The sequence below is a fragment of the Pseudomonas monteilii NBRC 103158 = DSM 14164 genome (assembly GCF_000730605.1).
GTDB lineage: Bacteria > Pseudomonadota > Gammaproteobacteria > Pseudomonadales > Pseudomonadaceae > Aquipseudomonas > Aquipseudomonas monteilii.
On sequence record NZ_BBIS01000030.1, the window covers coordinates 112,003 to 135,089 of the forward strand.

At 62.6% G+C, this 23,087-nt stretch carries 22 protein-coding genes; 14 read left to right on the forward strand and 8 right to left on the reverse strand.

Going from position 1 to position 23,087, the window contains the following annotated elements; genetic code table 11:
• The first annotated feature begins 50 nt into the window (after positions 1–50).
• Positions 51–2,567 (forward strand): UvrD-helicase domain-containing protein, encoded by a 2,517-nt coding sequence (locus tag PM2_RS17070; protein ID WP_016714633.1) that lies wholly within the window; start codon positions 51–53, stop codon positions 2,565–2,567.
• Between the two features lie 7 nt (positions 2,568–2,574).
• Here the strand turns inward: PM2_RS17070 and PM2_RS17075 are convergent, their stop codons facing one another.
• Positions 2,575–7,449, reverse strand: coding sequence for an NEL-type E3 ubiquitin ligase domain-containing protein (locus PM2_RS17075; RefSeq protein WP_258198660.1), 4,875 nt, complete (start codon positions 7,447–7,449; stop codon positions 2,575–2,577).
• A gap of 181 nt (positions 7,450–7,630) precedes the next feature.
• Between PM2_RS17075 and PM2_RS17080 the strand changes: the two genes are divergently transcribed.
• From PM2_RS17080 to PM2_RS17100, 5 genes are all read left to right on the forward strand, one after another.
• On the forward strand, positions 7,631–8,557 hold the full coding sequence (locus tag PM2_RS17080) for an alpha/beta fold hydrolase (RefSeq protein WP_016714631.1): 927 nt from the start codon (positions 7,631–7,633) through the stop codon (positions 8,555–8,557).
• A 75-nt stretch (positions 8,558–8,632) separates the two neighbouring features.
• Positions 8,633–9,052 (forward strand): VOC family protein, encoded by a 420-nt coding sequence (locus PM2_RS17085; protein WP_016714630.1) that lies wholly within the window; start codon positions 8,633–8,635, stop codon positions 9,050–9,052.
• Entirely contained in the window at positions 9,049–9,291 is a 243-nt protein-coding gene (locus PM2_RS31575; protein ID WP_016714629.1) for a hypothetical protein, read from the forward strand. Before PM2_RS17085 ends, PM2_RS31575 begins: the two co-directional genes overlap by 4 nt.
• Positions 9,292–9,366: 75 nt before the next feature.
• Positions 9,367–9,531, forward strand: coding sequence for a hypothetical protein (locus tag PM2_RS30995; protein WP_230852967.1), 165 nt, complete (start codon positions 9,367–9,369; stop codon positions 9,529–9,531).
• A 303-nt stretch (positions 9,532–9,834) separates the two neighbouring features.
• The gene (locus PM2_RS17100; protein ID WP_016714627.1) at positions 9,835–11,514 is read left to right on the forward strand and encodes an MFS transporter; all 1,680 of its coding nucleotides are present in this window, start codon (positions 9,835–9,837) and stop codon (positions 11,512–11,514) included.
• Between the two features lie 67 nt (positions 11,515–11,581).
• On the opposite strand, the gene PM2_RS17105 is transcribed toward PM2_RS17100, so the two are convergent.
• The gene (locus PM2_RS17105) at positions 11,582–12,151 is read right to left on the reverse strand and encodes a hypothetical protein (protein WP_016714626.1); all 570 of its coding nucleotides are present in this window, start codon (positions 12,149–12,151) and stop codon (positions 11,582–11,584) included.
• A gap of 35 nt (positions 12,152–12,186) precedes the next feature.
• Positions 12,187–12,573: a VOC family protein gene (locus tag PM2_RS17110; RefSeq protein ID WP_016714625.1), complete on the reverse strand. Its 387-nt coding sequence runs from the start codon at positions 12,571–12,573 to the stop codon at positions 12,187–12,189.
• A gap of 146 nt (positions 12,574–12,719) precedes the next feature.
• Between PM2_RS17110 and PM2_RS17115 the strand changes: the two genes are divergently transcribed.
• Both PM2_RS17115 and PM2_RS17120 read left to right on the forward strand, forming a co-directional pair.
• Positions 12,720–12,905 carry a hypothetical protein gene (locus PM2_RS17115; protein ID WP_016714624.1) on the forward strand — a complete coding sequence of 62 codons (186 nt, stop codon included), beginning with the start codon at positions 12,720–12,722 and terminating at the stop codon, positions 12,903–12,905.
• A gap of 148 nt (positions 12,906–13,053) precedes the next feature.
• Entirely contained in the window at positions 13,054–13,959 is a 906-nt protein-coding gene (locus PM2_RS17120) for a LysR family transcriptional regulator (protein ID WP_016714623.1), read from the forward strand.
• Between the two features lie 49 nt (positions 13,960–14,008).
• On the opposite strand, the gene PM2_RS17125 is transcribed toward PM2_RS17120, so the two are convergent.
• On the reverse strand, positions 14,009–14,482 hold the full coding sequence (locus PM2_RS17125; protein ID WP_016714622.1) for a YMGG-like glycine zipper-containing protein: 474 nt from the start codon (positions 14,480–14,482) through the stop codon (positions 14,009–14,011).
• A 145-nt stretch (positions 14,483–14,627) separates the two neighbouring features.
• Here PM2_RS17125 and PM2_RS17130 point away from each other — a divergent pair, with 145 nt between their 5' ends.
• The 4 genes from PM2_RS17130 to PM2_RS17145 are packed head-to-tail and all read left to right on the forward strand — an operon-like array spanning position 14,628 to position 18,038.
• The gene (locus PM2_RS17130; protein ID WP_016714621.1) at positions 14,628–15,224 is read left to right on the forward strand and encodes a paraquat-inducible protein A; all 597 of its coding nucleotides are present in this window, start codon (positions 14,628–14,630) and stop codon (positions 15,222–15,224) included.
• Entirely contained in the window at positions 15,221–15,850 is a 630-nt protein-coding gene (locus PM2_RS17135) for a paraquat-inducible protein A (protein ID WP_016714620.1), read from the forward strand. Before PM2_RS17130 ends, PM2_RS17135 begins: the two co-directional genes overlap by 4 nt.
• On the forward strand, positions 15,850–17,490 hold the full coding sequence (locus tag PM2_RS17140; protein WP_016714619.1) for a PqiB family protein: 1,641 nt from the start codon (positions 15,850–15,852) through the stop codon (positions 17,488–17,490). Before PM2_RS17135 ends, PM2_RS17140 begins: the two co-directional genes overlap by 1 nt.
• Positions 17,491–17,501: 11 nt before the next feature.
• Positions 17,502–18,038, forward strand: a complete 537-nt coding sequence (locus tag PM2_RS17145; RefSeq protein WP_016714618.1) for a PqiC family protein — start codon at positions 17,502–17,504, stop codon at positions 18,036–18,038.
• 164 nt (positions 18,039–18,202) lie between these two features.
• On the opposite strand, the gene PM2_RS17150 is transcribed toward PM2_RS17145, so the two are convergent.
• Complete coding sequence (locus PM2_RS17150) at positions 18,203–19,957, reverse strand: phosphoethanolamine transferase CptA (RefSeq protein WP_080578126.1); 1,755 nt, start codon at positions 19,955–19,957, stop codon at positions 18,203–18,205.
• A gap of 159 nt (positions 19,958–20,116) precedes the next feature.
• Between PM2_RS17150 and PM2_RS30165 the strand changes: the two genes are divergently transcribed.
• The gene (locus tag PM2_RS30165; RefSeq protein ID WP_016714615.1) at positions 20,117–20,263 is read left to right on the forward strand and encodes a DUF2986 domain-containing protein; all 147 of its coding nucleotides are present in this window, start codon (positions 20,117–20,119) and stop codon (positions 20,261–20,263) included.
• 38 nt (positions 20,264–20,301) lie between these two features.
• Here PM2_RS30165 and PM2_RS17155 read toward each other — a convergent pair whose 3' ends face one another.
• Together PM2_RS17155 and PM2_RS17160 are read right to left on the reverse strand one after the other, a co-directional pair.
• Positions 20,302–20,652, reverse strand: coding sequence for a hypothetical protein (locus tag PM2_RS17155; RefSeq protein ID WP_033740424.1), 351 nt, complete (start codon positions 20,650–20,652; stop codon positions 20,302–20,304).
• Between the two features lie 213 nt (positions 20,653–20,865).
• Positions 20,866–21,456, reverse strand: a complete 591-nt coding sequence (locus PM2_RS17160) for a biliverdin-producing heme oxygenase (protein WP_016714613.1) — start codon at positions 21,454–21,456, stop codon at positions 20,866–20,868.
• A 163-nt stretch (positions 21,457–21,619) separates the two neighbouring features.
• On the opposite strand from PM2_RS17160, the gene PM2_RS17165 reads away from it, so the two are divergent.
• Positions 21,620–22,111 (forward strand): GNAT family N-acetyltransferase, encoded by a 492-nt coding sequence (locus PM2_RS17165; protein WP_016714612.1) that lies wholly within the window; start codon positions 21,620–21,622, stop codon positions 22,109–22,111.
• Between the two features lie 13 nt (positions 22,112–22,124).
• On the opposite strand, the gene PM2_RS17170 is transcribed toward PM2_RS17165, so the two are convergent.
• Positions 22,125–23,033 carry a LysR family transcriptional regulator gene (locus PM2_RS17170; RefSeq protein WP_016714611.1) on the reverse strand — a complete coding sequence of 303 codons (909 nt, stop codon included), beginning with the start codon at positions 23,031–23,033 and terminating at the stop codon, positions 22,125–22,127.
• Positions 23,034–23,087: the final 54 nt, after the last annotated feature.

A 23,087-nucleotide genomic window follows, 5' to 3' on the forward strand; every position in this document is an offset into this window, starting at 1 on the left:
TCATCGCCTAATCCACTGATCTGCAAGCATTCGCTGGCGATTTTCCGTCGATGCAGCGAACATGCCCGCTGATTTTGTTTTTCAACGGAGTGACCGTGGCCCACGAGCAACCCCAGGCCCCCGCCGACCTTACCCCGCCCGCCCAACTGCCCTGGTTTCGCCGCCTGGTCGCCCGCCTGCTGGGGCGTGGCCTGACCCGCCTGCAGGCTCAGCACCGCGACTCCTGGTTCCTCGGCCACGCCAGCGGGCAGCGCACGGGCCATGCAGAGGGTGAGCGCGAAGGGTTCGAGCGCGGTCGGGTGGAAGGCTACGAGGCCGGGCGCCAGGTGCTGGTTATTCGCGATACCCGCCCCGACACCGCCGCCGTGCCTGGCCAGGACGATAACCTGTTCGATGACTGGCGCCTGCCATTGACGGCCGAGCTGAAAAAGCGCTTCAAGGCTGATGTGGCCCAGCGTCTGCCCGCCGAGGCCCAGCCCAGTGTCGCGCAATGGAAGCTGATTTTCAGTGACACGCCCTCCACCTGCGTGGTGGCCGGGGCCGGGGCGGGCAAGTCCACGTCGCTGGTGCTGCGCATTTTGCTGCTGCGCCATTACCTGGGCTACGAGCTGGACGCGATGACCGTGGTCACGTTTACCCGCGAGTCGCGCAAGGACTTCATCAAGCGCCTGATGCAAGTGTTCGCCCTGTGGCAGATCAACCTGCAACCGGTGCAGGCACGCGAGCTGGTGCGCACCTTCCATTCGCGCATTCTGCCGCTGGTGCGCAGCCTGCCGGGTTTCGGCCAGGTGCGCGCATTCGAGACGCTGGGCAACGAGATGGCCGCCGGGCGTGAGGCCGAGGCCGACAGCAACCCGTTCGACCTTCGACTTAACGATGCCCAGCGCCAGCAACTGAACCAGTGCTACAGCAGCTTGCTGGGCGAGAGCCCGCGTTTTGCCGAGCTGGTCGGCCTGTTGCGCAGCGAAGCGTTGCAACTAAAGCCACTGGACCCGAACAACCCCGATGTGCAGAAGCGCGCACAGGTAACGCAGCTGGCGGCCCAGCGCGACGAAGAGCTGTGCGATGTGATCGAGGACCTGTGGTTCGCCGCTGGTGCCTGGCCGATCAAGGGTATCGAACCTTGCCGCGAAACCGTCGACATCCGTGGCAGCCGCTTCCATGTGCATGGCCGGCTGGAAGGCCAGGGGCCTTGGGTGGTGCTGGGCTTCGACCCCGCAGAAAGTGCCCAGTATCAGCGCCCCGGCGCCAAGCTGGCCGTGCGTGCCGAGTGGGCGGTCAAGCGCACCTTGTTGCAGGCCTTCTGCGACAGGCCGCTGATCTGGCTGGACAACTACGCCATGGCCCGGCGCCTGGCGGCCTCGCTGGCGGGGGATGCCGTGGCTGGCCCGGGGTTCGAGTACAAGGTCAAGGGTGAGCTGGCCCCGGCGCCGTTGCTGGATGCCTTTGTCGGCGCGGCCAACTTCATCGAGAACCTTGGCCTGGACGTGAACAACGCGGTGGCGGCGATGAGCTTCCCGTCGGGCGACAGTGATGCCTTGTTCTTCGAGGCCCTGGCCCTGTACTGGAAAGCCCTGGAGGCGCACCTGCTTGACCAGTCGCCGCCTGTGATGAGCTACAACCGTATGTTCGCCTTGTTTGGGGAGAACAACCCGGAAAACCTGAAACTGCTGCCCGACCCGCTGCTGCGGCCACTGGCGCACCTGATGATCGACGAGTTCCAGGACGTGTCGCCGCAGATCGTCAGCTGGCTGCGCGCCAGCCTCGCCGAAATCCGCCGACGCGGCCCGGCCATGCACACCGGGCGCCATGCGCAGCATTCGTCGTTGCTGTGCGTGGGGGACGACTGGCAGTCGATTTACGGCTGGCGAGGCAGTTCGCCCAAGTACTTCATGGAGTTCACCAAGGCCTTCCCGTCGCCGTCCAGCACCCGGGTGATGCTGGTCGACAACTACCGCTGCCAGCAGCAGGTGATCGACGCGGCCGAGCACCTGGTCAAGGGTACCCCGGCGATTGCCGGCAAGAAAGCCCGGGCCAGTGGCCCGGCAGCCGAACTCCCGGGTTCGCCAGTGAAGGTATTCGACCGTGACGAGGCCGCCCTGGGCGAAACGCTGATGGAGCACTATCAGCGGGGCGAGACGGTGATGATGCTTTACCGCAAGGGCAGCGACAGGGCCTTGATGAACGAGCACCTGCAAAGCGTGCTGCACGCCGAAGCCGCATTGCCGGCTGAACAGCGCCGGCTGCGCCAGCTGACCTACCACAGTGCCAAGGGCTTGCAGGCCGATGCGGTGTTCATGCTGGGCGACTGCCAGTACCTGACCAGCTCGCCCTACAAAAACCAGGTGTATCGCCAGGCCGGGCTGGGCAAGGCCGGTGATGCCCAACCGTTCGATACGGCGCAGAAGGAAGAAGTGCAGCGTCTGGCCTATGTGGCGGTGACCCGTGCGGTGCAGCATTGCTATTGGCATGTGGAGGCCGCCAATGCTGATGCGGCGGTGGCCTCGCGGGCGTCCAGCCAGGTGGATGGCCGGCAGGCCTTCTTCGAAGACCTGCGCGGGCAGTGAGAGCCGTTTAGCCGCCGAGGGTTTGCGCCTGGCGAGTGAGGCTGGTCAGCAGGCCGGTTTCAACCTGCTGCTGCTCGGCAGTCAGCACGTCCACCCCCTGGCGGTACTGCTGCTCGTTGATCGGGACGCGACGCAGTATTCCTTGAGCATTCAATGGGCTTTCAGGCATGACGCCGGCCAGCGCTCGTAGAACAGAACTGTCCAGGGTGGTGACTGGGTCGGCGGTTTCATCCAGGCAGTAGTACAGGTAGTCCAGGCCCGGCCGCCAAAAATCGGTGATCAGGCCGAACTGTGCGGCATGCTCACGTTTCAGGTACCCAACCCAACCCGGCTGCTGGTTCAACCATTGTTCCCGAGCACTGGCATCCTTATCCAGCGCCAGGACCGCAGCTTTCACCCGGTCGATGATGGTCTGGTTGATCCTGGCTGTGTCGCGGTACAACATGCCTCGGCTTGGCTCAGGATAGTCCAGCGCGGTGGCCAGAGACTGGCGCAACGCCAGGCGCACCTCGATATCGTCCACCAGCCCCGTTTCCAGGTCGATGTCCGGAAACGCAGAGGGTTCGTCGAGCACATCGTAAGCGGGAAGATCTTCATCGAAGACGCCATCGAGCAGCGCCTGTTTGCGCAAGGACCTTTTCCAGCTGATACGGTCGGCCAGTTGATTGACCTGGTCGCGTCGATACAGCTTGCGATACAGCCTCAGCAGATCGATGGGTTGGCTACCGGCACGGCCTGCGGCTTCGTGGGCCAGTACCTCTATTTCCAATGCGCTGAAAGCGTCGGCGCCTGCGTCGCCACAGGTTGGGGGGAAGTCGCCAGCCACGGTGGCCAGGCGTTCACGTAGCTCGGTGTCTTGAGCAGCCTTCTCCAGCAAGTCCCAGACACGTTTCCTCAGGGCTACGGTATCACGCCGCGCTTCCGCCGACTGGGCGAGACGTCCCAGGACCCCTAGCAGTGCCGCATTCTCACCTTGGTCGAACAGATCGCTCCACAGTTGCTCCTCCGCATTGCTCGCCTCACCACGGAAAATGCCTTGCCACTGTGGTACGTCCTCTGCGTGCTCGAATACGTTGACGCCACTGCTGCCCAGGCGCGCACGTGTCTGGGCTTCCAGGGTGTTGTAGTTGAACAGCCAGCGGCGCTCAGGCAGGCGCGCGGCGACGTCACGGGCGAAGGGGGTACGCAGCACCCCTGGCAGGTCTGGCAGCGTGCGAATGCGGTTGGAGGAGAGGTTGAGATAGCGCAGTTGGTACTGGGGCTGACTCATGAGGGTGGTCAAGCTGTCGGGCCATTGCTGCAGTTCGCAACGTTCGAGGTCCAGGTGGCTGAGGCGGGCCATGAAGCGCAGGTCAGGCGGCAGCTGCAATGGGTTGCCAGGCATGTGCAATACCATGGGGTGAATCATGTCCTGAAAACGGGCTGCCAGGGTGTCATCGAGTGTGATCTGATTATTGCCCAGGCCCAGTGCATCCAGTGGCAAGCGCGCAAGGAAACTCAAGCTGGCGGCATCGAGTTGCAGGCGATTGCGGCTGAGGCCGAGTATTCTCAGGCCGGGCATTGCTTCGATGGCTTGTTGGGCAGTGGCTGTAAGGGCAGTCAAGCCATTGCTTGTCAGGCCCAGCTCGCGTAGCCGTGGCGCAGACTTGAGCGCCTCGAACAGTGTTTCGGCGTCAATGTCGGGGTTGCCAATGATTTCCAGGTTTTCCAGGTTGGGGAAGTTTGACAGCAAGCCGCTGTCCAGGCGCTGCAGTTGCAGCCCATCAAGCGTGAGTTGCCGGATATGCGGCATGCGAGCAGTGAACGTTGGCAGCGCTTGCAACTGCATGCGGTCCAGCACGAGTGCCCCGCGTTGCGCGCCGCCTTCACGCCGGGCAGCACTCATCAGCCGCTCGGCGCACTGTTGGCGATCAAAGCGCTCTTCCAGCGAAGCTGAAGCGTTGGCCCAGCGGTTGAGGTCACGGCTGAGGGTACGCTGTTCTGCTTCCAGCCGACTGATGGCGATACCCAGGTCGCCCCCTTGGGCAAGATCAGCTTGCAGCGCACTGATTTGCTGGCTGCTGAGTTCGGGGTAGAGTGCCTGGAGGCGGCGCGCGGCTGGCAGGCCCCGACCACTCAAAGGGTAGCCAAGTTGGCCGTTGGCCATGCGCAAGGGTGAGCGCAAGCTCGGCTTGATGGGCTGTTGGCCAAGTAGTGAGGCGCAATGCTGGCGATCGGCAAGGGCAAGTTGCAGTAACTGAGCCGAGTCTGCCTGTGGGTGCTCGGCTTGCAGGGCCTGTTTCAGGCGTTGGCTGTCATCGTTAGCCAGGCTGCGCCTGAACATGCCGAGGATGGCGCGGTCTAGCCGTGCACGGGCTTGCAGGCGACGGGCTTCTTCGGCAATGCGAAGCGGCACCCGTCCGTTGGTCAGGCTTAGCCGTTCGGCGTTGCTGATGTTGGCCAGTAACGCTTCAAGCGCACTGTCCGGCAGGCCGGGAAACTGCCGGGCGAGGGGTTGGGCGGCTGGGGGAAGGACGGAGCGGCGGCTTTGTTGCAGGCTGCTGAACAACGCCTCGCGATGTGCTTCCAGGTGTGTCGCGAGCGTGTTGTTCAAGGCAGAAGGTCGCTGCTCGGGTGGCGTGTCACCCACCAGTTGCAGCGCGGCCTCTTCCTCCATTTGAGCCAACACGGTCTGGCTCAGTTGACCATTGTCCAGATCGGTGCGGGTGACTTCGATTTCTACCTGTCCCGTCGAATGGGGTGGGCCGTAGCGCACAGACTCGCCCCAGGGTTCTGGCCCTTTGTAAACCTTGAGTACAGTCCCCTCAGGCCACCCCGGCAGGCGCAGCAGTTCAGGTAAGGCAAAGTTCTTGTACGCTGCCAGCGGCAGCCCATGGCGTACGCGATCAATGATCTGTTGAGCCTCGTTGTCGAGTTGCAGGCGTTGCAAGGTGTCGATCAACAGAGCGGGTGGGCGTGAGCCTGTTGCCTGTTTACGGCGTAATACACTTTCATCGGTACCGGTACTGCGCATGGCGTAGTCCAGCTCGCTTTCGTCCAGGCCAGTGGTGTAGTTGCCCAGGCGGCTCATGAGTTGCTGGTGGTCCCATTCCAGCGGTTGTTCATGGTCGAGTTGCCAGCGAGCGTCACCATGATGCAACAAGCGCGGCGCATAGGCCTGCGCATCATCGGGGTGGCGCACGCGCCATTGTTGCTCAGCGTCCTGAAACACTTCGTATAGCGTCCCATCCAGCTTCAGGTAGGTCTTCCCATCGAGGTGCACATGGCCGAGCGAATCGGGTTGAGTTTCCTCAGGGATAGCCGCTGGGCTTGCATACGGCTTCATGTCGGGGTACCAGAGCACTTCCTGATCTTCGTGCCACACACTCGTCAGTGCATCGACGAAGCCTGATGCCTGAACGATCTTGGCGCCTACCGCAAAACCGGCGATGACCGCCGCATTGATGGCCAGTGATTCCAGTTGCACCAGCGCTTGCTGGCTATCGCCTTCTTCCCAGGCCTCGAACCCGGTGAACACAGAACTCATCAGGTCGTAGGCGAAAACGCCAAGCATGACCGTGTTCAGCCCGGGCACGAAGAACGCAGCCACGTTGAGCACATTCATGCCCATGTCGAACCAGTGCTTCAGGCGCTGGTTGCGGGCCTTGGCGTCTACGTCGGCAGTGGGGACAGCAATGGTTTTCGCGTCGGCCTTCATGCGCGCAAGGTGCGCGTTGTACAAGGTGGCCCAGGGATCAGTGCGGATGGGCGAGGGGGTGAAAGGGAGTACAGGCTTGTGTCGGGGTCTGCGTATGCCTGCATCGTCCTTCTCGAACAGCGCGTTCTCCAGCTTGTCGGCCAGCTCCTGTTGCCTGTCCTTGTAGGCGAAATGGACCAAGGCACGACGGAATGTGCTTTGCAGCAAGCGGCTGCGCAGGTGCTTGCCTGCTGCCTGGCGTGAGGCAAATTCCCTGACCGGGTGCTCGTTGTCTTCAGGTATGTAAACAATGCACGGGTTTATCTGGCCAGGCTCGTCGGGCCCGATGAACAGGATTTCGTGGATGGGGATACCGAACAGGCTGAAGTTCCAGCAGTGCAACGGCTGCTTATCGTAGGTGGGGTGGGGCTTGCCATCGCATAACTGAATGAGCGCATTGCCTGCGCGGTCGCTCAACAGGCCTTTGAGCGTTGCGATCAGTGCCTGCACCCTCAAAGCTTCACGGCTGGCTTGAATCGACAGGCGCTGGATTTCAGCGCGGTTGTCGCCCTCGTGGGTTGCATGCAGATGGTCTTGATAGCGCTGGCCAAGGTCCAGCGCCCGACAATGCTTGACGAAGTCCGCCATCGTCAGGCCTGGCAAGGGTGTCTCGCTGCCTGCTGCACGGGTGAGCCTGCTGTAGGCGCCTACTTCATCCAGGCCCTCGAAGTTGTGCAGAGCCGCCTCCAGCAAGCTGCGTGCTTGCGGCTCGCCCACGGGGCGGGTGGCCAGCACATCCACCTTCCGGTCAGGGAACAAAGGCACTTCCAGGTCGGGAACGCCGGTCCAGATATCGGCATCGGCTTCAAAGGGCTGGAAGACATACTGCGCTCTGTCTACGGGCACATTCACTTTCAACCGCTCGGTCAGCAGAGGGGTGCTGAAGGTGATGATGTCTTTGAAGCCCGCAAGCGCTGTCTTGAGTTGCGCCAGGCATTTGTTTCGCACTTTGATGGCGTTGCGCAACTGCTCGCGCGCGGGCGCATCGGCAGTGGCGTACCATGTGTAAGGGGTGCCATCTTCAGCCAGATAGTCCCTGCGCAGGCTTTGCACCACTTTTTGCGTGTGTGCGGGGTGAAGCGCCTTGCTCCATTTCGGCAATGCGCGGGTTATCTGGCTTTGATGTAGCGGCGTGGGGTTTGTCATGGTCATGACCTCTTGCGTAGAGGGGATAGTCCACGCTCTTCAAGGCGCCGTGGTGCGGTAGATAGTTGTCGGTAACGGTCGGTCTTGCGCATGCGTGGGTCGGTGAGGGGCCAGCAGCAGGGGGCGATCTGCGAGAGGGTGAGGCAGGCCATGGCGCAGGCTTCAGCCAAGGAGAATTGCAATGCGTTCGCTGTGCAGTCCGAAAGATCACCTGCTAGACCTCAATGGTATTGAAATAGCGGTCCGCACCTGGGGCGCCGAAGACGGTATTCCCGTATTGGCCTTGCATGGCTGGCTGGACAACGCTGCCTCGTTCGAACGCCTGGCACCGATGCTGGACGGTTGTTTCGTGGTGGCCCCCGACCTGGTCGGCCATGGCCGCTCTGACCATCGCCGCCACGACAGTGGCTATTACCTGTGGGAGCACGCCGAAGACATGCTGGCGGTGACCGATAGTCTGGGGCTGGCGCAGTTCCATGTGCTGGCCCACGGCATGGGCACCGGGGTGGCATCGCTGCTGGCTGCCATGACCAGTGGCATTGCCAGCATGACCTTCCTCGACGGCATGGGGGCACCGTTCACGGTGGCCGAGGATGACCGCGTGCAGCACCTGGCGCGGGCCTACCGGCTCAAGCGTATGGTGCAGCGCAGCCAGCTACCGGGATTTGCCGAGCCAGACCCCGGCCGCTTCGACGACCTGGACACCGCCTTGACGCAACGCCGCGAACGCCTGGACACCGAGCTGTCGGAAGGTGCTGCACGGCTGCTGGCGCTGCGCGACCTGTTGCAACTGGGCGATGGCTATTGCTGGCGCCACGACCCGCGGCTGGTGCTGCCCGAACCCATGCCACTGACCGAGCGCGAAGCCTGCGAACTGCTCAACCAGATCAGCTGCCCGTTGTACCTGCTGTTTGGTCGCCAGGGGGCATTCACCGGCGAAGCCTTTGCCCGGCGCGAGGCTGCCTTGCCTGGTCAGGCGAAGATTTCGTGGCACCCGGGCGGGCACCACTTCCACCTGGATACCCCGGACCGGGCGCTGGTCGACCAACTGTTGCGTATCCTTACGCGGCATGAAGGGCGCGTGCTGCAACGGTTGGTGAACGAGTAGCTGATTCTGGTCACGCCGGGCGAAGCTGGGCTATGGTGGCGAACGTATTCGCACACACGGCACAAGGAGCCCGGCATGCGACCGTTCGCTATCAAGCACATAGACCATCTTGTTCTGCGGGTCAGCGACCTGCCGCGCAGTGTTGCCTTCTACACAGAGCTGCTGGGCTGCACTGTCAGCCGCGTACGCGACGACCTGGGCATGGTGCACTTGGCCACGGGCACGGCGATGATCGACCTGGTGACCCTGGACGGCCCGCTGGGCCAGCCAGGCGGGGCGGCACCGGGGGTGGGGGGGCGCAACCTGCACCATTTCTGCCTGCGTATCGAGCCGTTCGACGAGGCGGCATTGACGGCCTACCTGGAAGCCGCCGGGGTCAAGGTTGAACCTGCCGAGAGACGTTATGGTGCCGAGGGCGAGGGGCTGTCCCTGTATTGCTACGACCCGGATGGCAACCAGGTCGAGTTGAAGGGGCCGGTAGCAGAGGCGGTATGAGCGAGCTGCACAGCCGTGAGCATTGGATCGACACCGCGCAAGGCAAGCTGTTCGCCCAGGCGTGGGTACCCCTGCAGGTGCAGGGGGCGCCCATTGTCCTGCTGGATGATTCGCTGGGTTGTGTGGCGGGTGGGCCGGCGGCGATGCAGTTGCTGCAAGGGTGCGGGCATGTACCGCATCGGGAACAGGCTGAGGTGGCGCTGGCAGCGGTCGTGCAGGTTCTGTGTAAACGCCGCTAAGCATGCGCCGTTCTTTCAAGCGCCCACCTGGCCTCAGGCCCAACACTGGCGGCTCCTGACTAACTGGAGTCGCCCATGCGCGCCCTGTATGCCCCACTGTTCTTCTTCGGTTTCATTGCCGCCGCACTGTCATTGGCAGCCCAACCGTTGTGGCTATTGCCCCTGCTGGCCAATGCCGTGCTGCAGAGCTGCTCGCCCACACGCACCTCGACATCGGCGCCGAGGCCGACAAGCACCTGATGCGCGTAGTGCACGTGACGGTCGGTCCTGCCGAGTGTAGACAGCAGCAGGCAGTGATCGTCCGCCAACCAGATATCGCCTAGCCAGCCCGGTGTAGCCGTGTCGTTCATGCTGCCCTCTGGAGTGCGGTCAGCCGGGTGGATATCCAGGCAAACCCGATTATGCTTCAGTTACCTTGCTGCGATCCGAGGCGGCTCGCCTCGTCGTGCTTCGCGCAACCAAAGCAAGCCCCAAGGCCTGGGTGCGACGGTGAAGTGGTTGTGAGGTGCTCCGGCCTGCATGATGACATGACGGAGGCAACCCATGGCGGTTCTCGACAGCGCATCCACGGGCAGTAGCGCGCCCCAACGCGGTATCACCCGGGAGGAGCGCAAGGTCATCTTCGCCTCTTCCCTGGGCACGGTGTTCGAATGGTACGACTTCTACCTGTACGGTTCCCTGGCGGCGATCATCGCCAAGCACTTCTTTGCCGGGGTCAATGAAACCACCTCGTTCATCTTCGCCTTACTCGCCTTTGCCGCCGGGTTCGCCGTGCGGCCATTCGGTGCCATCGTATTCGGCCGCCTGGGCGACATGATCGGGCGTAAGTACACTTTCCTCATTACCATCGTGATCATGGGCCTGTCCACCGCCATCGTCGGCTTGCTACCTGGCTACGCCTCGATCGGTGTGGCCGCGCCGATCATCCTGATCACCCTGCGCCTGCTGCAGGGCCTGGCACTGGGGGGCGAGTACGGCGGCGCGGCCACCTACGTGGCCGAACATGCACCGAAGGGGCGGCGCGGATTTTTCACCGCCTGGATCCAGACCACAGCCACCTTGGGGCTGTTTCTGTCGCTGTTAGTGATCATGGCGTGCCGCACGGCCATGGGGAACGAGGCGTTCGAGGCCTGGGGCTGGCGGGTGCCGTTCCTGCTGTCGATCCTGCTGCTGGCGATTTCGGTGTACATCCGCATGCAGCTCAACGAGTCACCGGTGTTCATGAAGATGAAGGCCGAAGGCAAAGCCTCCAAAGCACCCCTGACGGAGTCGTTCGCCCGTTGGGACAACCTGAAGGTGGTGATCATGGCGTTGCTGGGCGGCACTGCTGGTCAGGCCGTGGTGTGGTACACCGGGCAATTCTATGCGCTGTTCTTCCTGTTGCAGATGCTCAAGATCGAGCCACAGACGGCCAACCTGCTGATTGCCGGCTCGCTGCTGATCGGCACGCCGTTCTTCATCTTTTTCGGTAGCTTGTCTGACCGCATTGGCCGCAAGAAGATCATCATGGCCGGCTGCATTATCGCTGCGCTGACTTATTTCCCGATTTTCAAGGCGCTGACCGAGTACGGTAACCCGGACGTGTTCGTTGCCCAGGAGCAGAACCCGGTGGTGGTGGTGGCTGACCCTGGCCAGTGCGCGTTCCAGTTCGACCCGGTGGGCAAGGCCAGATTCACCAGTTCCTGCGACATCGCCAAGAGCCTGCTGGCCAAGCGCGCCATTCCCTATACCAACGAAGCGGCCGAGCCTGGCAGCGTGGCGCAGATCCGTATTGGTGAGCGGGTATTGCCGAGCTTTGAAGGCAGTAGCATGGCCGCAGCGGACTTCAAGGTGCAGAGCGAGGCGTTTACTGCAACCGTGAGTGGTGCATTGAAAGAGGCGGGCTACCCGGAAAAGGCTGACCCGGCGAAGATCCACTACCCGATGGTGCTGTTGCTACTGACCCTCCTGGTGATCTACGTGACCATGGTCTACGGCCCGATTGCCGCCTGGCTGGTGGAACTGTTCCCAGCGCGTATTCGCTACACCTCGATGTCGCTGCCTTACCACATCGGCAACGGCTGGTTCGGCGGCTTCCTGCCGACGGTTGCGTTTGCCATGGTGGCGGCGACCGGGGATATCTATTACGGCTTGTGGTACCCAATCGTGATCGCCGTGATGACGGCGGTACTGGGGATCTTCTTCATGCCGGAGACCAAGGACCGGGATATCAGTCATACCTGACGAATGAGGTTGCCTGTACGGGCCTCTTCGCGGGTTTACCCGCGAAGAGGCCCGTACAGGCAACCGGTCAGTCGAAGTACCCTCGCAGCCCAAAGGCATACCCGGTGTCCACTTCAACAGTCTGACCCCGACTCCAGCGCTTCTTCAAAACAAACTCGAACGCCGGCTCGTACAAACCGTCCCGTACCAGTGCCCCCGCCAGCACCTCAACGTCATACCAGCCATTGTCCAGCTCGATGATCGGCCGCCCAGGCACCTGGTAGCGAGCCATCAGGTCGCCCAAGGTCTTGGGCGTGAAATGCTGCAAGATGCGCCAGGTGTACAGCATCAGCGCACCGTGCTCGACCCGCAGCACGTAGCCATTGCGCCGGTGCTTCAGGCGGCTGCCGGGTTCGCGCAGGGCCGGAGTGTAGCCATCGAGGGTGAAGAGGATGCGATAAGGCAGGTTGTCGACCCCGGCTAGCGGCAGCACGATGCCTTCGCGTACGGCCTGGTCGCCACTGTCGTCATGGGTGAATGCATAAGCAAGGTCGTCGGGCAGCTCATGTTCCTGTTTGAAGCGTTCGAGCAGCTGGATATCGCCAAGCAGAAAGTAATCGACCAGGTCGTTGAGCACTTCGCTGAATTCGTGGCGCATCTGTTTTCCTTGTTGTTGCGCGTGAGGGTGGATTGTCAGTGCTTCTGGGCAATCTGGATCAGGTTGCCACAGGTGTCATCGAACACCGCCACTGTGACGGGGCCCATGGCGGTGGGGGGCTGAGTAAATTGCACGCCCGCCGCGCACAGCCGGGTGTATTCGGCCTGGATATCGCGCACGCCGAACGAAGTGGCGGGAATGCCGTCTTGCTTGAGCGCGGCCTTGTACACCTTGGACGCCGGGTGCGCGTCAGGCTCCAGCAACAGCTCGACGCCATTGGGGTCGTTGGGTGAAGTGAGGGTCAGCCAGCGGTGCCGGCCCATGGGGATGTCATGCTTGGGCTCGAAACCGAGTACATAGTGATAGAAGGCCAGGGCCTTGGCCTGGTCGTCGACGAGAATGCTGGTAACCACGATCTTCATTGGCGCACTCCGTATCGCTGAGGCCGTTGGGTATCAGTAAAGACGTTCAGAGATTATTGGCCAGTGGCCGGGTTTCCAGATGGGGTACCGGGTGAGCGGACGATAGAGTCTATCTGGCAAGTTCACCCAACCCAGGAGTAACGTACATGCAAGATGAACCGAAGGCCGAATTGCCAGGTAACGCTGAACAACAGACGCTGGAACATGTGGAGTCTGAAGTGAAACTCTCCAGGCGCAAGCGTGGCGTGGTCCCTATCGTGGGGATGCCATGTGCCCCAGGGTACAAACAGGTCGGGGATGAGTGCGTGATGGCGAATGTAGACTTCGAGTGATCCGGTGGGGGCTTCAGGTGGCCCCCACAAAAAAACCTGCTCAAGCCATAGGTAAATCCTTTATCACCCAGCCCCCATCCGCCAGCGGCCAGGGTTAAAGTGTCAGCCATGATCCCTGCGTGCCCATACGGGCGCCAAAGAGGTACCCGTGGCTGCCTATACCTTGCGACAACTGAAGTATTTCGTCACCACCGTGGAGGCCGGCAGCGTTGCCGAGGCTTCGCGCCAGCTGTACATCGCCCAGCCGTCCATCTCCACGGCCATCAAAAGCTTGGAGGAAAGTTTCGGTGTGCAGCTGTTCATCCGTCACCATGCCCAGGGTGTGTCGCTGACGCCCAGTGGCAAGCGCTTCTATGCCAAGACCAAGTCGCTGCTGCAGATGGCCCATGAGTTCGAGCAGAACGCCTTGGCCGACAACGATACCGTGGCCGGGCAGATCGACATCGGCTGTTTCGAAACCGTGGCGCCGTTGTACCTGCCGCGGCTGATTGCCGGTTTTCGTCAGCGTTATCCGGGCGTGGACATTCGCCTGCGTGACGGCGAGCAGCAGGACCTGATCCAGGGCCTGACGGCCGGCACCTTCGACCTGGCATTTCTCTACGATCACGACCTGGACGGCACCATCGAAGCCGAGCCGCTGATGCCGCCGCAAAAGCCCTATGTGCTGCTGCCGGAAAACCACCGTTTTGCCGGCCAGGCCCAGGTCTCGCTACGCGACCTGTGCCCGGAACCGATGATCCTGCTTGACGTGGCCCCCAGCCGCACCTACTTCGTCAGCCTGTTCAACGAACTGGGGCTGACACCGAACATCGTTTTCAGCTCGCCGTCGATCGAGATGGTGCGTGGCATGGTCGGGCAGGGCTTTGGCTTTTCGCTGCTGGTGACACGGCCGCATTCGGAATACACCTACGACGGCCAGCGCCTGGCCATGCTGGACATCGCCGAACCGGTGGCACTGTCGGGGCTGGCGGCAGCGTGGTTGAAGCGGGTGCAGTTGACCAAACCTGCACAGTTGTTCGTGGAGTTCTGTCGGGAGGAGCTGGCGAAGTTCTGAGGCCGGCACGCCATGCCGCCGGATTCATCGGCACGGCGTGCCAGGGTGGTCAAGGATTGACCTGATAGCCGCGGCCTTGCAGGCAGCCGCTGTAGGCACTGGCATGGGCCTGGGTTTTTGCTTCGTCCTGACCGCGCCTGTCCTGACGCCGATCCTGACGCTGACGCATGCCACCGACTGCGGCACCGGCGGCAGCCACTTCGCCAGCGCGGTTTTGCCGGTATTGCTGCTTGGCATCGTCACTAGCCCGGTCATACAGCTCTTCATGCTGGTTGCCGCGCACTTGCGCGCCCACTGCGCCGGCTGCGGCCCCCGCCGCCGCGCCACGAACCCGGCCGCCGACATGGGTTTCGCTGGATGTCGCGGTGCTGTTCGCGGCATTGGTAGCGACGGTATTGCAATCGTTGATATCCAGTTGCATCTGCTGGCTGCTCTGGCCCTTTAGCGGCACTACCGACTGCGCCTGGGCGACCGATGCCGCACACAGCAGCACCAGCAGGTAACTCCACGTGAACGTACGCATGGCACACCTCCACCGGGCGAAAGGCCCGTTTCACAGGATAGTCTGTCATCGACTAAAGATGGCGGTTTCGTCTGCATGGTCTACACCGGATATCAGAGTTCGCCATTGCACATGACTCTCAAGCCGGGCTACCTGTGGAGTCGCCATGACCCAGTCCCACGATTTGATCATTTGCGAGTACTGCGACACGGTGTACCACCGTGCAGCGCTGCAAAAGAATCAGCGGGCCCTGTGTCAGCGCTGTGGCGGCGTGCTGTACCGGCACACCTCGCTGACTGTGCAACAGCGGCTGGCCCTGAGTGTGACCGGTGGCATCCTGCTGGTGTTCGCCAATGCCTACCCGGTGATGACCATCGGCATGCAGGGGCTTACCCATTCGGCGACGTTGTGGGACTCGGTGCAGATCCTCAGCCACGGCAGTATTACCTTCATCGCCCTGGTCATGGCGCTGTCGATCATCGTTGCGCCGGTGCTGCAGATTGCCGTGTTGTGCTGGGTGTTGAGCTTTGCCCTGGCCGGTCAGCGTGCCCCCGGCTTTGCCCTGTGCATGCGCGGGCTAGAGAGCCTGCGGCCCTGGAGCATGCTGGAGGTGTGCCTGCTGGGGGCGATGGTGGCGGTGATCAAGCTGGCGGGGTTGCTCGATGTAATCCCGGGCATCGGTTTGCTGGCCCTGGCCGCGCTGAGCATGCTGATCATTCATATCGCCGGCAAGGACATCCGCGATTTGTGGGAGCAGGTATGACTGCCCCGGCCAGCGCTGACGACCTCGGCCTGTGTCTGTGCCATGGCTGCGGCCAGGCGTGTGACCTGAGCAGTGGCGCGCATACGTGCAACCGCTGTGGTGCTGCCATCCATCGGCGCAAGGCCAATGCCATCAGCCGCGGCTGGGCGTTTCTGCTGGCCGCGCTGGTGTTTTACATCCCGGCGAACCTGCTGCCTGTGATGCACACCGAAATGCTCGGCAGTGGCAGTGAAAGCACCATTGGCGGTGGGGTGCTGGAGTTCTGGGAGGCGGGGGCCTGGGACATCGCACTGATCATCTTCATTGCCAGCGTGGGTGTGCCTGCCATCAAGTTCTTTTCCCTCGGTCTGCTGCTGTATACCGCCCAGCGTGGTTCCACCTGGGCTTGCCGGCAACGTTCGCAGCTGTATCGCTTCGTCGAGCTGATCGGCTACTGGTCGATGCTCGATGTCATGGTGGTGGCGCTGGTGGCGGCACTGGTGCAGTTGCGCGGACTGGGCACCATCGAGCCACGGGTGGGCATCCTGTTCTTCGGCATGGTGGTGGTGCTGACCATGTTTTCTGCGATGAGCTTCGATCCACGCCTGATCTGGGATAGCCATGCCAACGAGGGGAGGCCGCACTGATGGGGCAACAGACTGACGAGCGCGAGGGGGCGGGGCAGGTTGACGTGCGCACCCGACGCTGGAGCGTATCGCTGGTGTGGATCGTGCCGATACTGGCCATCCTGATCGGCGCTTCGCTGGTGGTGCGCAACTGGATGCAGCAAGGGCCGGTCATTGCCATTTCCTTCCACACCGGGGAAGGGCTGGTGGCGCACAAGACCCAGGTGAAGTACCGCAGCGTGGTGATTGGTGAAGTGACCACGGTGGAACTGGCCGACGACAAGAAGAGCGTAGTGGCCAAGGTGCAGTTGTCGGACGATGCCCGCTCGTTCGCCACACAGGGTGCGCGCTTCTGGGTGGTGCGCCCGCGCATCGGCGTGGGTGGGGTGTCCGGGGTGGACACGCTGCTTTCGGGCAGTTTCATCGGGGCTGACTCCGGCGAGTCGAAAGTGCCGGAAAAGGCTTTTGTCGGCCTTGAACTGCCGCCACCGATCACGTTCGACGAAAAGGGCAAGCGTTTTACCCTGACTGCCAGCGACCTTGGCTCGCTGGACGTCGGCTCATCGATCTACTACCGCAAGATTCCGGTGGGTGAGGTGGTGTCGTTTGCCCTGCAGGAAGATGGCAAGGGGGTAGAGATTGGCGTGTTCGTGCAGGCACCCTATGACAGCTTCGTCACCACGGATAGCCGCTTCTGGAACGCCAGCGGCATCGACATGCAGATTGGTGCCAACGGCCTGAAGGTGGATACCGAATCGCTGTCATCGATCCTAGTGGGTGGGCTGGCTTTCGGCTCGCCTGATTTTTCCCCCCAGGCCGAGGCTGCTGCCGACCAGGCCCGCTTCCAGCTGTTTGCCGACCGCGAGACCGCGTTGGCACCACCCAATGGCCAGGCGCAGTATTTGCAGTTGCGCTTTGACCAGGCCATGCGCGGCCTTTCGGTGGGCGCGCCGGTGGAGTTCAAGGGCGTGGAGTTTGGCCGGGTTACCTCGGTCCAGCTTGACTACGATGCCGCCCGCCAGACTTTTCCGGTGGTGGTCAATGCGGTGATCTACCCGCAACGGTTGGGGCCGGTGCACCGCAAGATGCTGTCGGTGTTCAAGCACGCCCAGGGCGATATGGATGGGGCCAGGCGGTTGATCGGAACCTTCGTCGAACATGGCCTGCGGGCCCAGGCCCGCAGCGGTAACCTGATCACCGGGCAGATGTTCATTTCCCTGGATTTCTACCCGGATGCCCCCAAGGTGGCCTTCGACATGGCTGCCAATCCCATCACCATCCCCACACTGCCGGGTAGCCTGGAACAGTTGCAGGAGCAGCTGCAGCGGGTGGTCGAACGCATTGCCAAGCTGCCGCTGGAAAGCATCGCCGGCAACCTGGACGGCAGCCTTCGAGCGTTGCGCGCCAGCCTCAAACAGTTCAATGGCCAGACGCTGCCGGACGTGAAGGTGGCGCTCGATGAAGTGCACAAGACCCTGCGCACGGCCAACTCGGCCATTTCCGAAGATTCGCCACAGCGCGAGCGGATGGGCGAAACACTGGATGAGCTGGAGCGCATGTCGCGTTCGCTGCGTGACCTCGCCGATTACCTGGGCCGGCACCCCGAGTCGCTGATTCGCGGGCGGCCGAAGGCGGCCGGTGCCGAAGCGCTTGAACCCTGAGGAGACAGCCGATGCAACGACTACGCAATGTATGTGTGGCCAGCCTGCTGGTGTGGCTCGGGGGCTGCAGCAGTACGCCGAACAACTACCACACGCTGGTGGCGAGCGAGCCGGTGCGCGACAGCGGGCAGCATATCCAGGTGACCCGGGTGGTGGTGCCGCCGCAGGTGGACCGCCCGCAACTGGTGGTGCGCCAGGGCCAGAGCGGCCTGGCCATTCTGGAAACGGAATGGTGGGGCGCCAACCTGGTGGATGAATTTCGCAGCGCCTTGCAGGACCAGTTGGGCGGGCCGGCGGCTGGCAACAAGGCGGCACTGCGGGTGGATGTGCAGCGCTTCGATACGGTGCCGGGGCGCTATGCCTCGCTGGAGGCCGTCTGGCGCCTGAAGCAGGCAGGGCAGGCTGAACTGACCTGTCGCACGTCTGTGCAGACGGCCGCGGACAACAGCATCACCAGCCTGGTGAATGCGCACCAGGCCAACCTGCGCAAACTGGCTGAGGCGGTGCGGGGGAGTGCCCGGAACGGCAGTTGCTCTGCACCGGTATAAGTCCCATGCGGGCGGCGCGCTGGCATCCTGCCTTCATGCCTGTGTGGCCTGGCGCAGCGGCACTTCGCGCAGCAGCCAGGGCAGTGCGAAGGCCACGCTGGTGATCAGCCCTGCCAGCAGGAATACACCGTGCATCGCACCGGAAAACGCTTGCAGGTGCCGGCTTACTGCTGGCTGCTGGCTGTTTCCTGTGCTCGCTCAGGCTTGTCCAGCGGCAGGTGGTCGAACTCGCGCAAGCCATCCTTGCGGTAGGGGTCGCCGATCCAGCGCTGTGTTGCCACGAACTGCGGGCTTACCAGGCTCTTGGCCGGCTCGAAGTGGTCATAGCTCAGGCCGGCCAGGTCTGACAGGGTATGAATCAGGTGCGAGCTGCTGTAGGGGCGGTTGGCCATTGCCTGCAAGTCACGAGGGTGCTCGGCCTGCCAGCTGGGCGAGGTCCACAGCAGGAACGGAATGGTGTACATCGGCCGGGTCGGCGCGCCCTCGTTGCGCCCGAGGCGGTCGTGGTCGCCGGAGCTGTAAACGTCCTCACCGTGGTCCGACAGGTACACCAGGAAGCCATTGGGGTTACCGGCCGAGTAGCGCTTGATCAGGCTCGAGACCACATAGTCGTTGTAACGCACCGCATTGTCGTAGAAGTTGTAGGTTTTGACCTGGTCCGGCGTCAGTTTGCTCGGCACGCCCTGGTTGTCGGTGAAGTGCGTGTAGTCGTCCGGATAGCGGTAGCGGTAGTCCATGTGCGTGCCCAGCAGGTGCACGATGATGAACTTGTTCGGTGCAGGGTCCTGCAGGGCCTTCTCGAACGGCGCCAGCACCACGTCATCGTACTGGCTGGCATTCTGGTTGCGCTGGTTGTTCAGGTACACCGGCGCGTCCGTCTGCTGCGAGAAGGTGGTGAGCATGGTATTGCGCTTGGTCATGGTCTGCTGGTTGGTGATCCAGAAGGTCTTGTAGCCTGCCTGTTTCATCAGGTTGATCAGCGACGGGTCGGTGAGGAAGCGGTCCGGGTTCTGCTCATCGCCGAAGGTGAGGATCTGCTGCATCACTTCGATGGTGTACGGGCGTGGCGATACCACATCGCGGAACACCGTCAGGCCTTTGTCGCTGGCGGCCAGCGCGTCGAGGTTGGGCGTGGTGTCGCGGTTATAGCCGTACAGGTGCATGTGCTCGCGGGTGGTGGACTCGCCCAGTACCAGCACCAGGGTGCGGGGCGCTGTTCCGCTGCTGTCACGCAGGTTTTGCAGCGGCGGCAATGCGGCGTTCTGGGCCAGCAGTTCCTGCATGTTGTCCAGTTGCTGGCGGTACTGCCGGTAGCCGACCAGCAACTGCCAGGGCACGGCGGGTTCCATACGCTGCTGCACCTTCTCCGCAGCATCGGCGAAATTGCGCTCCTGGGTGACCATCTGCTTGTAGAACGGGTACACAAGGTTGGCCACCAGCAACAAGGCGACCACCGGCAGGCGACTGCGCAGCGGCAGGCTGACCGGGCGTACGCGCTTCCACAGCAGCACCGCCACCAGTGTGTACAGCAGCAACGCCAGACCCAGCCATACACTGAAGTACTGGCTGAAGTACTCACCGGCTTCGGCGGTGTTGGACTCGAACATCACGAAGATGACGCTTTGCGAGAACTCCTGGCGATAGATGCCGAAGTAGCTCAAACCCACCAGCGAAGCCCCCCACAGCACCAGGCCGATGACCGCTGCAGTGGCGCGGGTGAAGCGCGGCACCAGCAGCACCGGGGCAAGCCACAGGCTACTGAGGAAGAACGCATCACGAAAACCGGCAAACCCGGTCGTTCCGCTGAACAGCAGCAACGCCTGGGTTACGCCGGAAAAGTACCAGAAGAACAGCAAAAGCCAGCCCAGGCCGGCCCAGTCCACGCGCTTGCGCGCGGCGGGGGATGTAGTGTGTGACACGTATGCCTCGTCGTACCTTGGTAGCCAGCAGGTTTGCTGCGGCCATAAAGGGTGTGACGCTAATCTGTGGGCTGTGAAAATAACGTCAACGTGGCGAAATGCGTAGGCCGCACGGGTATGATGGCGGCCGCTAAAACGTACTGACAGGCCCCGTGGATTATGAACCGTCGTAAGAAGATCAAGCAGCTATTGCAGGCGCATGCCAAAAAGGCCAGTGCCAAGCTGGCACCGCGCAAGCCCAAATACATTTGCAAGGCTGACCGGTTGAAGATGGAGGCAGAGGCGGTGGGGGACACCCCCACCTGACTCACTGAGCAGGCAGTGCAAGTGCTGCCGCAGCGCCCTTAACGGCGGTAGTACCGGTGGTCGTCATAGTGACGCTGGTGCATCGCCCGCTCATGGCGGCGCTCCCAGTCATGGCGGCGCTCCCAGTCCCGCCGCCGCTCCCAGTCCCGCCGAGCTTGCTCACGCCGCCACTGCTCACGGCGCCAGTCGCTTCTGTGGTCATGCCAGCGGTCGTCATCATGCGCCAACAGCGTGGCCGGCTGTTCGACGGCCACGGAGGCCACTTTCGACCAAGGGTTGCCGGCAGGCTGCAACGGTGACTGAACGGCGGGGGCCTGGGCCACTGGTGCTTTCATTTGTGTTGCCGATGCCGAACCCATTGCCGCGAACGAGAACAGGCCGAGCAGCATCAACCTTGCGACATGTATTTTCATGAGCGAAGCCAACCTCTGATAACAATTGAGCCATCTGGCCAGCAGGTGGGGGCGCGGCGTGTCTCGCGTTACGCTACCTTTCTGTGCCTCCCTCATAGACACGCAATCAAGAAAAAGTTCGCTGCAGCAACAACTTGTAGAACTTCGATGGCCGATCACCCGGCGGCGTAGCCGTTGATATGCACGCAGTCATTCTTCTGCGAACACCTCTCGCAAGTGCGCCCGGTAACTGTCGAACGCGGCAATCGCGCCAGCGACCACTGCGGCCTCGTCCTGGTCGTCCAGCACTAGGCCGTCGAGCCGGGCAACGAACTCGCGCCAATGCAGCGCACGGCCATCCGGGTGTGGCGCCAGGTGGTGGGCGCCTTGGTCGCCATCGAGCCCGAGGCGCTGGGTTTGCTTGAACAGAAACGCCGCCCCCAGATTCGAACCTTCGCTGCAATATAGCCAGCCCAAGGCCTCGGCCGGGCCGACGCAGACTTGTTGAGGGCGCCTTGGCAGTGGCAGGCCGAGATCACGCAGGTCGGTTTCGACCGCAGCGAAGCGCGACAGCCCAACCAGCCCTGGCAGGTGCTGGTTGAGCTGTGCATCGTTGTACAACGTCAACAGGCTGCCGTGAAAGCGGTGTTGTACCTGCAGAAAACGGCCATAGCGCTCGCGGTTTTCGAAAGGGCGTGCCGCCATCACCAGTTGATCGACGCTGTCATGGTCCCGGCTGCTGGCCGCCTTCAAGCGTTTGCAGCGGCCGGGCTCCACGAGGGGGTAGTGTGCAGCGGTCATAGGGGTATCCGTGGTGTGAGGGGTATACGCCCATGATGCTTGCCATCCTTGGCCAGCATCAAGCACCACGCGGCTGGCCTGGCCGAGGGTGGCGGCCCGATATCGCCAGAACGCACGCCTGATTTACCATGGCAGACGCTTTCACGTTTCCAAGGAATCAGCCATGAGTATTGTCCAGTTCCGCACCCCCACCGCCGCAGACGCCGAGCGCTGCTACGCCATTGAAATCGGCGCCTATGAAGGGGATGAGGCGGCCACCCTGGAGAAGATCCGCACCCGCATCGCACAGTTCCCACAGGGTTTTCTCATTCTGGAAATCGCAGGTGAGATCGTCGGTTTCATCAACAGCGGCTGCGCCCACGAAGTTGTCATGTCTGATGAAGCGTTCAAGGAACTGGTCGGCCACGACCCGGCAGCACCGAACGTGGTGATCATGTCAGTAGTGGTGGACCCGGCACACCAGGGCAAAGGCTACGCCAAACGGCTGATGGAAGCATTCATCGCCCGCATGAAAGCGTCGGGCAAGCAGACCATTCACCTGATGTGCAAAGAGCAGCATGTGGCCCTGTACCAGAAGCTGGGCTACCAGTATGTGAAGCCGTCACCGTCGGACCACGGCGGCATGGCCTGGCACGAGATGATCATGGGCCTGTAATCGAGGGCGTGCTTCAGGCCGGGCGGCCGAACAGGTTGTGGATCACCTCCCTCAGCCAGCGGTTGCCACTGTCCTGGTGGTAGCGAGCGTGCCAGTGTTGCTTCACCGTGAAACCCTCAACTGCAAACGGGCAGTCGTGCACTTGCAGGTCGTGCATATCGGCTAGAGTCTGGCCGATATGCCGAGGCAGGGTTGCGACCAGGTCCGTAGTGCCGACGATCATCCCCAGTCCGAGAAACGCGGGTAGCTCCAGCACGATGCGACGTTCGATGCTGGCGCGGGCCAGCCCCGCTTCCAGCAACTTCTGGCCGGTCCCCGCGCTGATCTGCACATGGCCTTCAGCGTGGTAGCGGGCCAGGTTCATGCCGCCTTCCAGCCGCGGGTGCTGGCGGTTGCTCAGGCATACCCAGTCCTGTTCGAACAGGACCTGCTGGTACATCCCGCCACCCAGCCAAGGCACAAAGCCGATGGCGAGGTCGGCCTCGCCCGACTCCAGCGCGCTTTCACTGTTGCCATCGATGCGCACAGCCTCCAGGCGGATGCCCGGCGCATGGGTGCGCAGGTGGTTGAGGATGCTTGGCAGCAGGGTGATATGGCTGGCATCGCTGACACACAGGCGAAAGCGCCGTTGTGCCGTGGCGGGGATGAACTGCGGCTCCCAGGCGGTGAGCCTGCGCAGCGACTCCAGCACCTCGCGGCAAGGCCCGATCAGCTGGTCGGCGCGCGGGGTTGGGGCCATGCCGCCGGGGGTGCGCACGAACAGAGGGTCGTTCAGTTGCTGGCGCAGGCGGGCCAGCCAGATGCTGATGGTCGGCTGGCTCTGCCCCAGCTGTTCGGCGGCACGGGTAACGCTACGACAGTGGTAGAGCACATCGAACAATTGCAGCAGCTTGGGCTCGGGCAGGGCGTCGGCAGCAGACATTATTACAAATCTCAATTGGCATATTGCAGTCATTGTATAGCGCGAATAAGGCCT

Coding starts and splice junctions, on each gene's coding strand:
- PM2_RS17070 (WP_016714633.1), top strand. CDS start 51: ATGCAGCGAACATGCCCGCTGATTTTGTTTTTCAACGGAGTGACCGTG.
- PM2_RS17075 (WP_258198660.1), bottom strand. CDS start 7,449: ATGACAAACCCCACGCCGCTACATCAAAGCCAGATAACCCGCGCATTG.
- PM2_RS17080 (WP_016714631.1), top strand. CDS start 7,631: ATGCGTTCGCTGTGCAGTCCGAAAGATCACCTGCTAGACCTCAATGGT.
- PM2_RS17085 (WP_016714630.1), top strand. CDS start 8,633: ATGCGACCGTTCGCTATCAAGCACATAGACCATCTTGTTCTGCGGGTC.
- PM2_RS31575 (WP_016714629.1), top strand. CDS start 9,049: ATGAGCGAGCTGCACAGCCGTGAGCATTGGATCGACACCGCGCAAGGC.
- PM2_RS30995 (WP_230852967.1), top strand. CDS start 9,367: ATGCGCGCCCTGTATGCCCCACTGTTCTTCTTCGGTTTCATTGCCGCC.
- PM2_RS17100 (WP_016714627.1), top strand. CDS start 9,835: ATGGCGGTTCTCGACAGCGCATCCACGGGCAGTAGCGCGCCCCAACGC.
- PM2_RS17105 (WP_016714626.1), bottom strand. CDS start 12,151: ATGCGCCACGAATTCAGCGAAGTGCTCAACGACCTGGTCGATTACTTT.
- PM2_RS17110 (WP_016714625.1), bottom strand. CDS start 12,573: ATGAAGATCGTGGTTACCAGCATTCTCGTCGACGACCAGGCCAAGGCC.
- PM2_RS17115 (WP_016714624.1), top strand. CDS start 12,720: ATGCAAGATGAACCGAAGGCCGAATTGCCAGGTAACGCTGAACAACAG.
- PM2_RS17125 (WP_016714622.1), bottom strand. CDS start 14,482: ATGCGTACGTTCACGTGGAGTTACCTGCTGGTGCTGCTGTGTGCGGCA.
- PM2_RS17130 (WP_016714621.1), top strand. CDS start 14,628: ATGACCCAGTCCCACGATTTGATCATTTGCGAGTACTGCGACACGGTG.
- PM2_RS17135 (WP_016714620.1), top strand. CDS start 15,221: ATGACTGCCCCGGCCAGCGCTGACGACCTCGGCCTGTGTCTGTGCCAT.
- PM2_RS17140 (WP_016714619.1), top strand. CDS start 15,850: ATGGGGCAACAGACTGACGAGCGCGAGGGGGCGGGGCAGGTTGACGTG.
- PM2_RS17145 (WP_016714618.1), top strand. CDS start 17,502: ATGCAACGACTACGCAATGTATGTGTGGCCAGCCTGCTGGTGTGGCTC.
- PM2_RS30165 (WP_016714615.1), top strand. CDS start 20,117: ATGAACCGTCGTAAGAAGATCAAGCAGCTATTGCAGGCGCATGCCAAA.
- PM2_RS17155 (WP_033740424.1), bottom strand. CDS start 20,652: ATGCTGCTCGGCCTGTTCTCGTTCGCGGCAATGGGTTCGGCATCGGCA.
- PM2_RS17160 (WP_016714613.1), bottom strand. CDS start 21,456: ATGACCGCTGCACACTACCCCCTCGTGGAGCCCGGCCGCTGCAAACGC.
- PM2_RS17165 (WP_016714612.1), top strand. CDS start 21,620: ATGAGTATTGTCCAGTTCCGCACCCCCACCGCCGCAGACGCCGAGCGC.
- PM2_RS17170 (WP_016714611.1), bottom strand. CDS start 23,033: ATGTCTGCTGCCGACGCCCTGCCCGAGCCCAAGCTGCTGCAATTGTTC.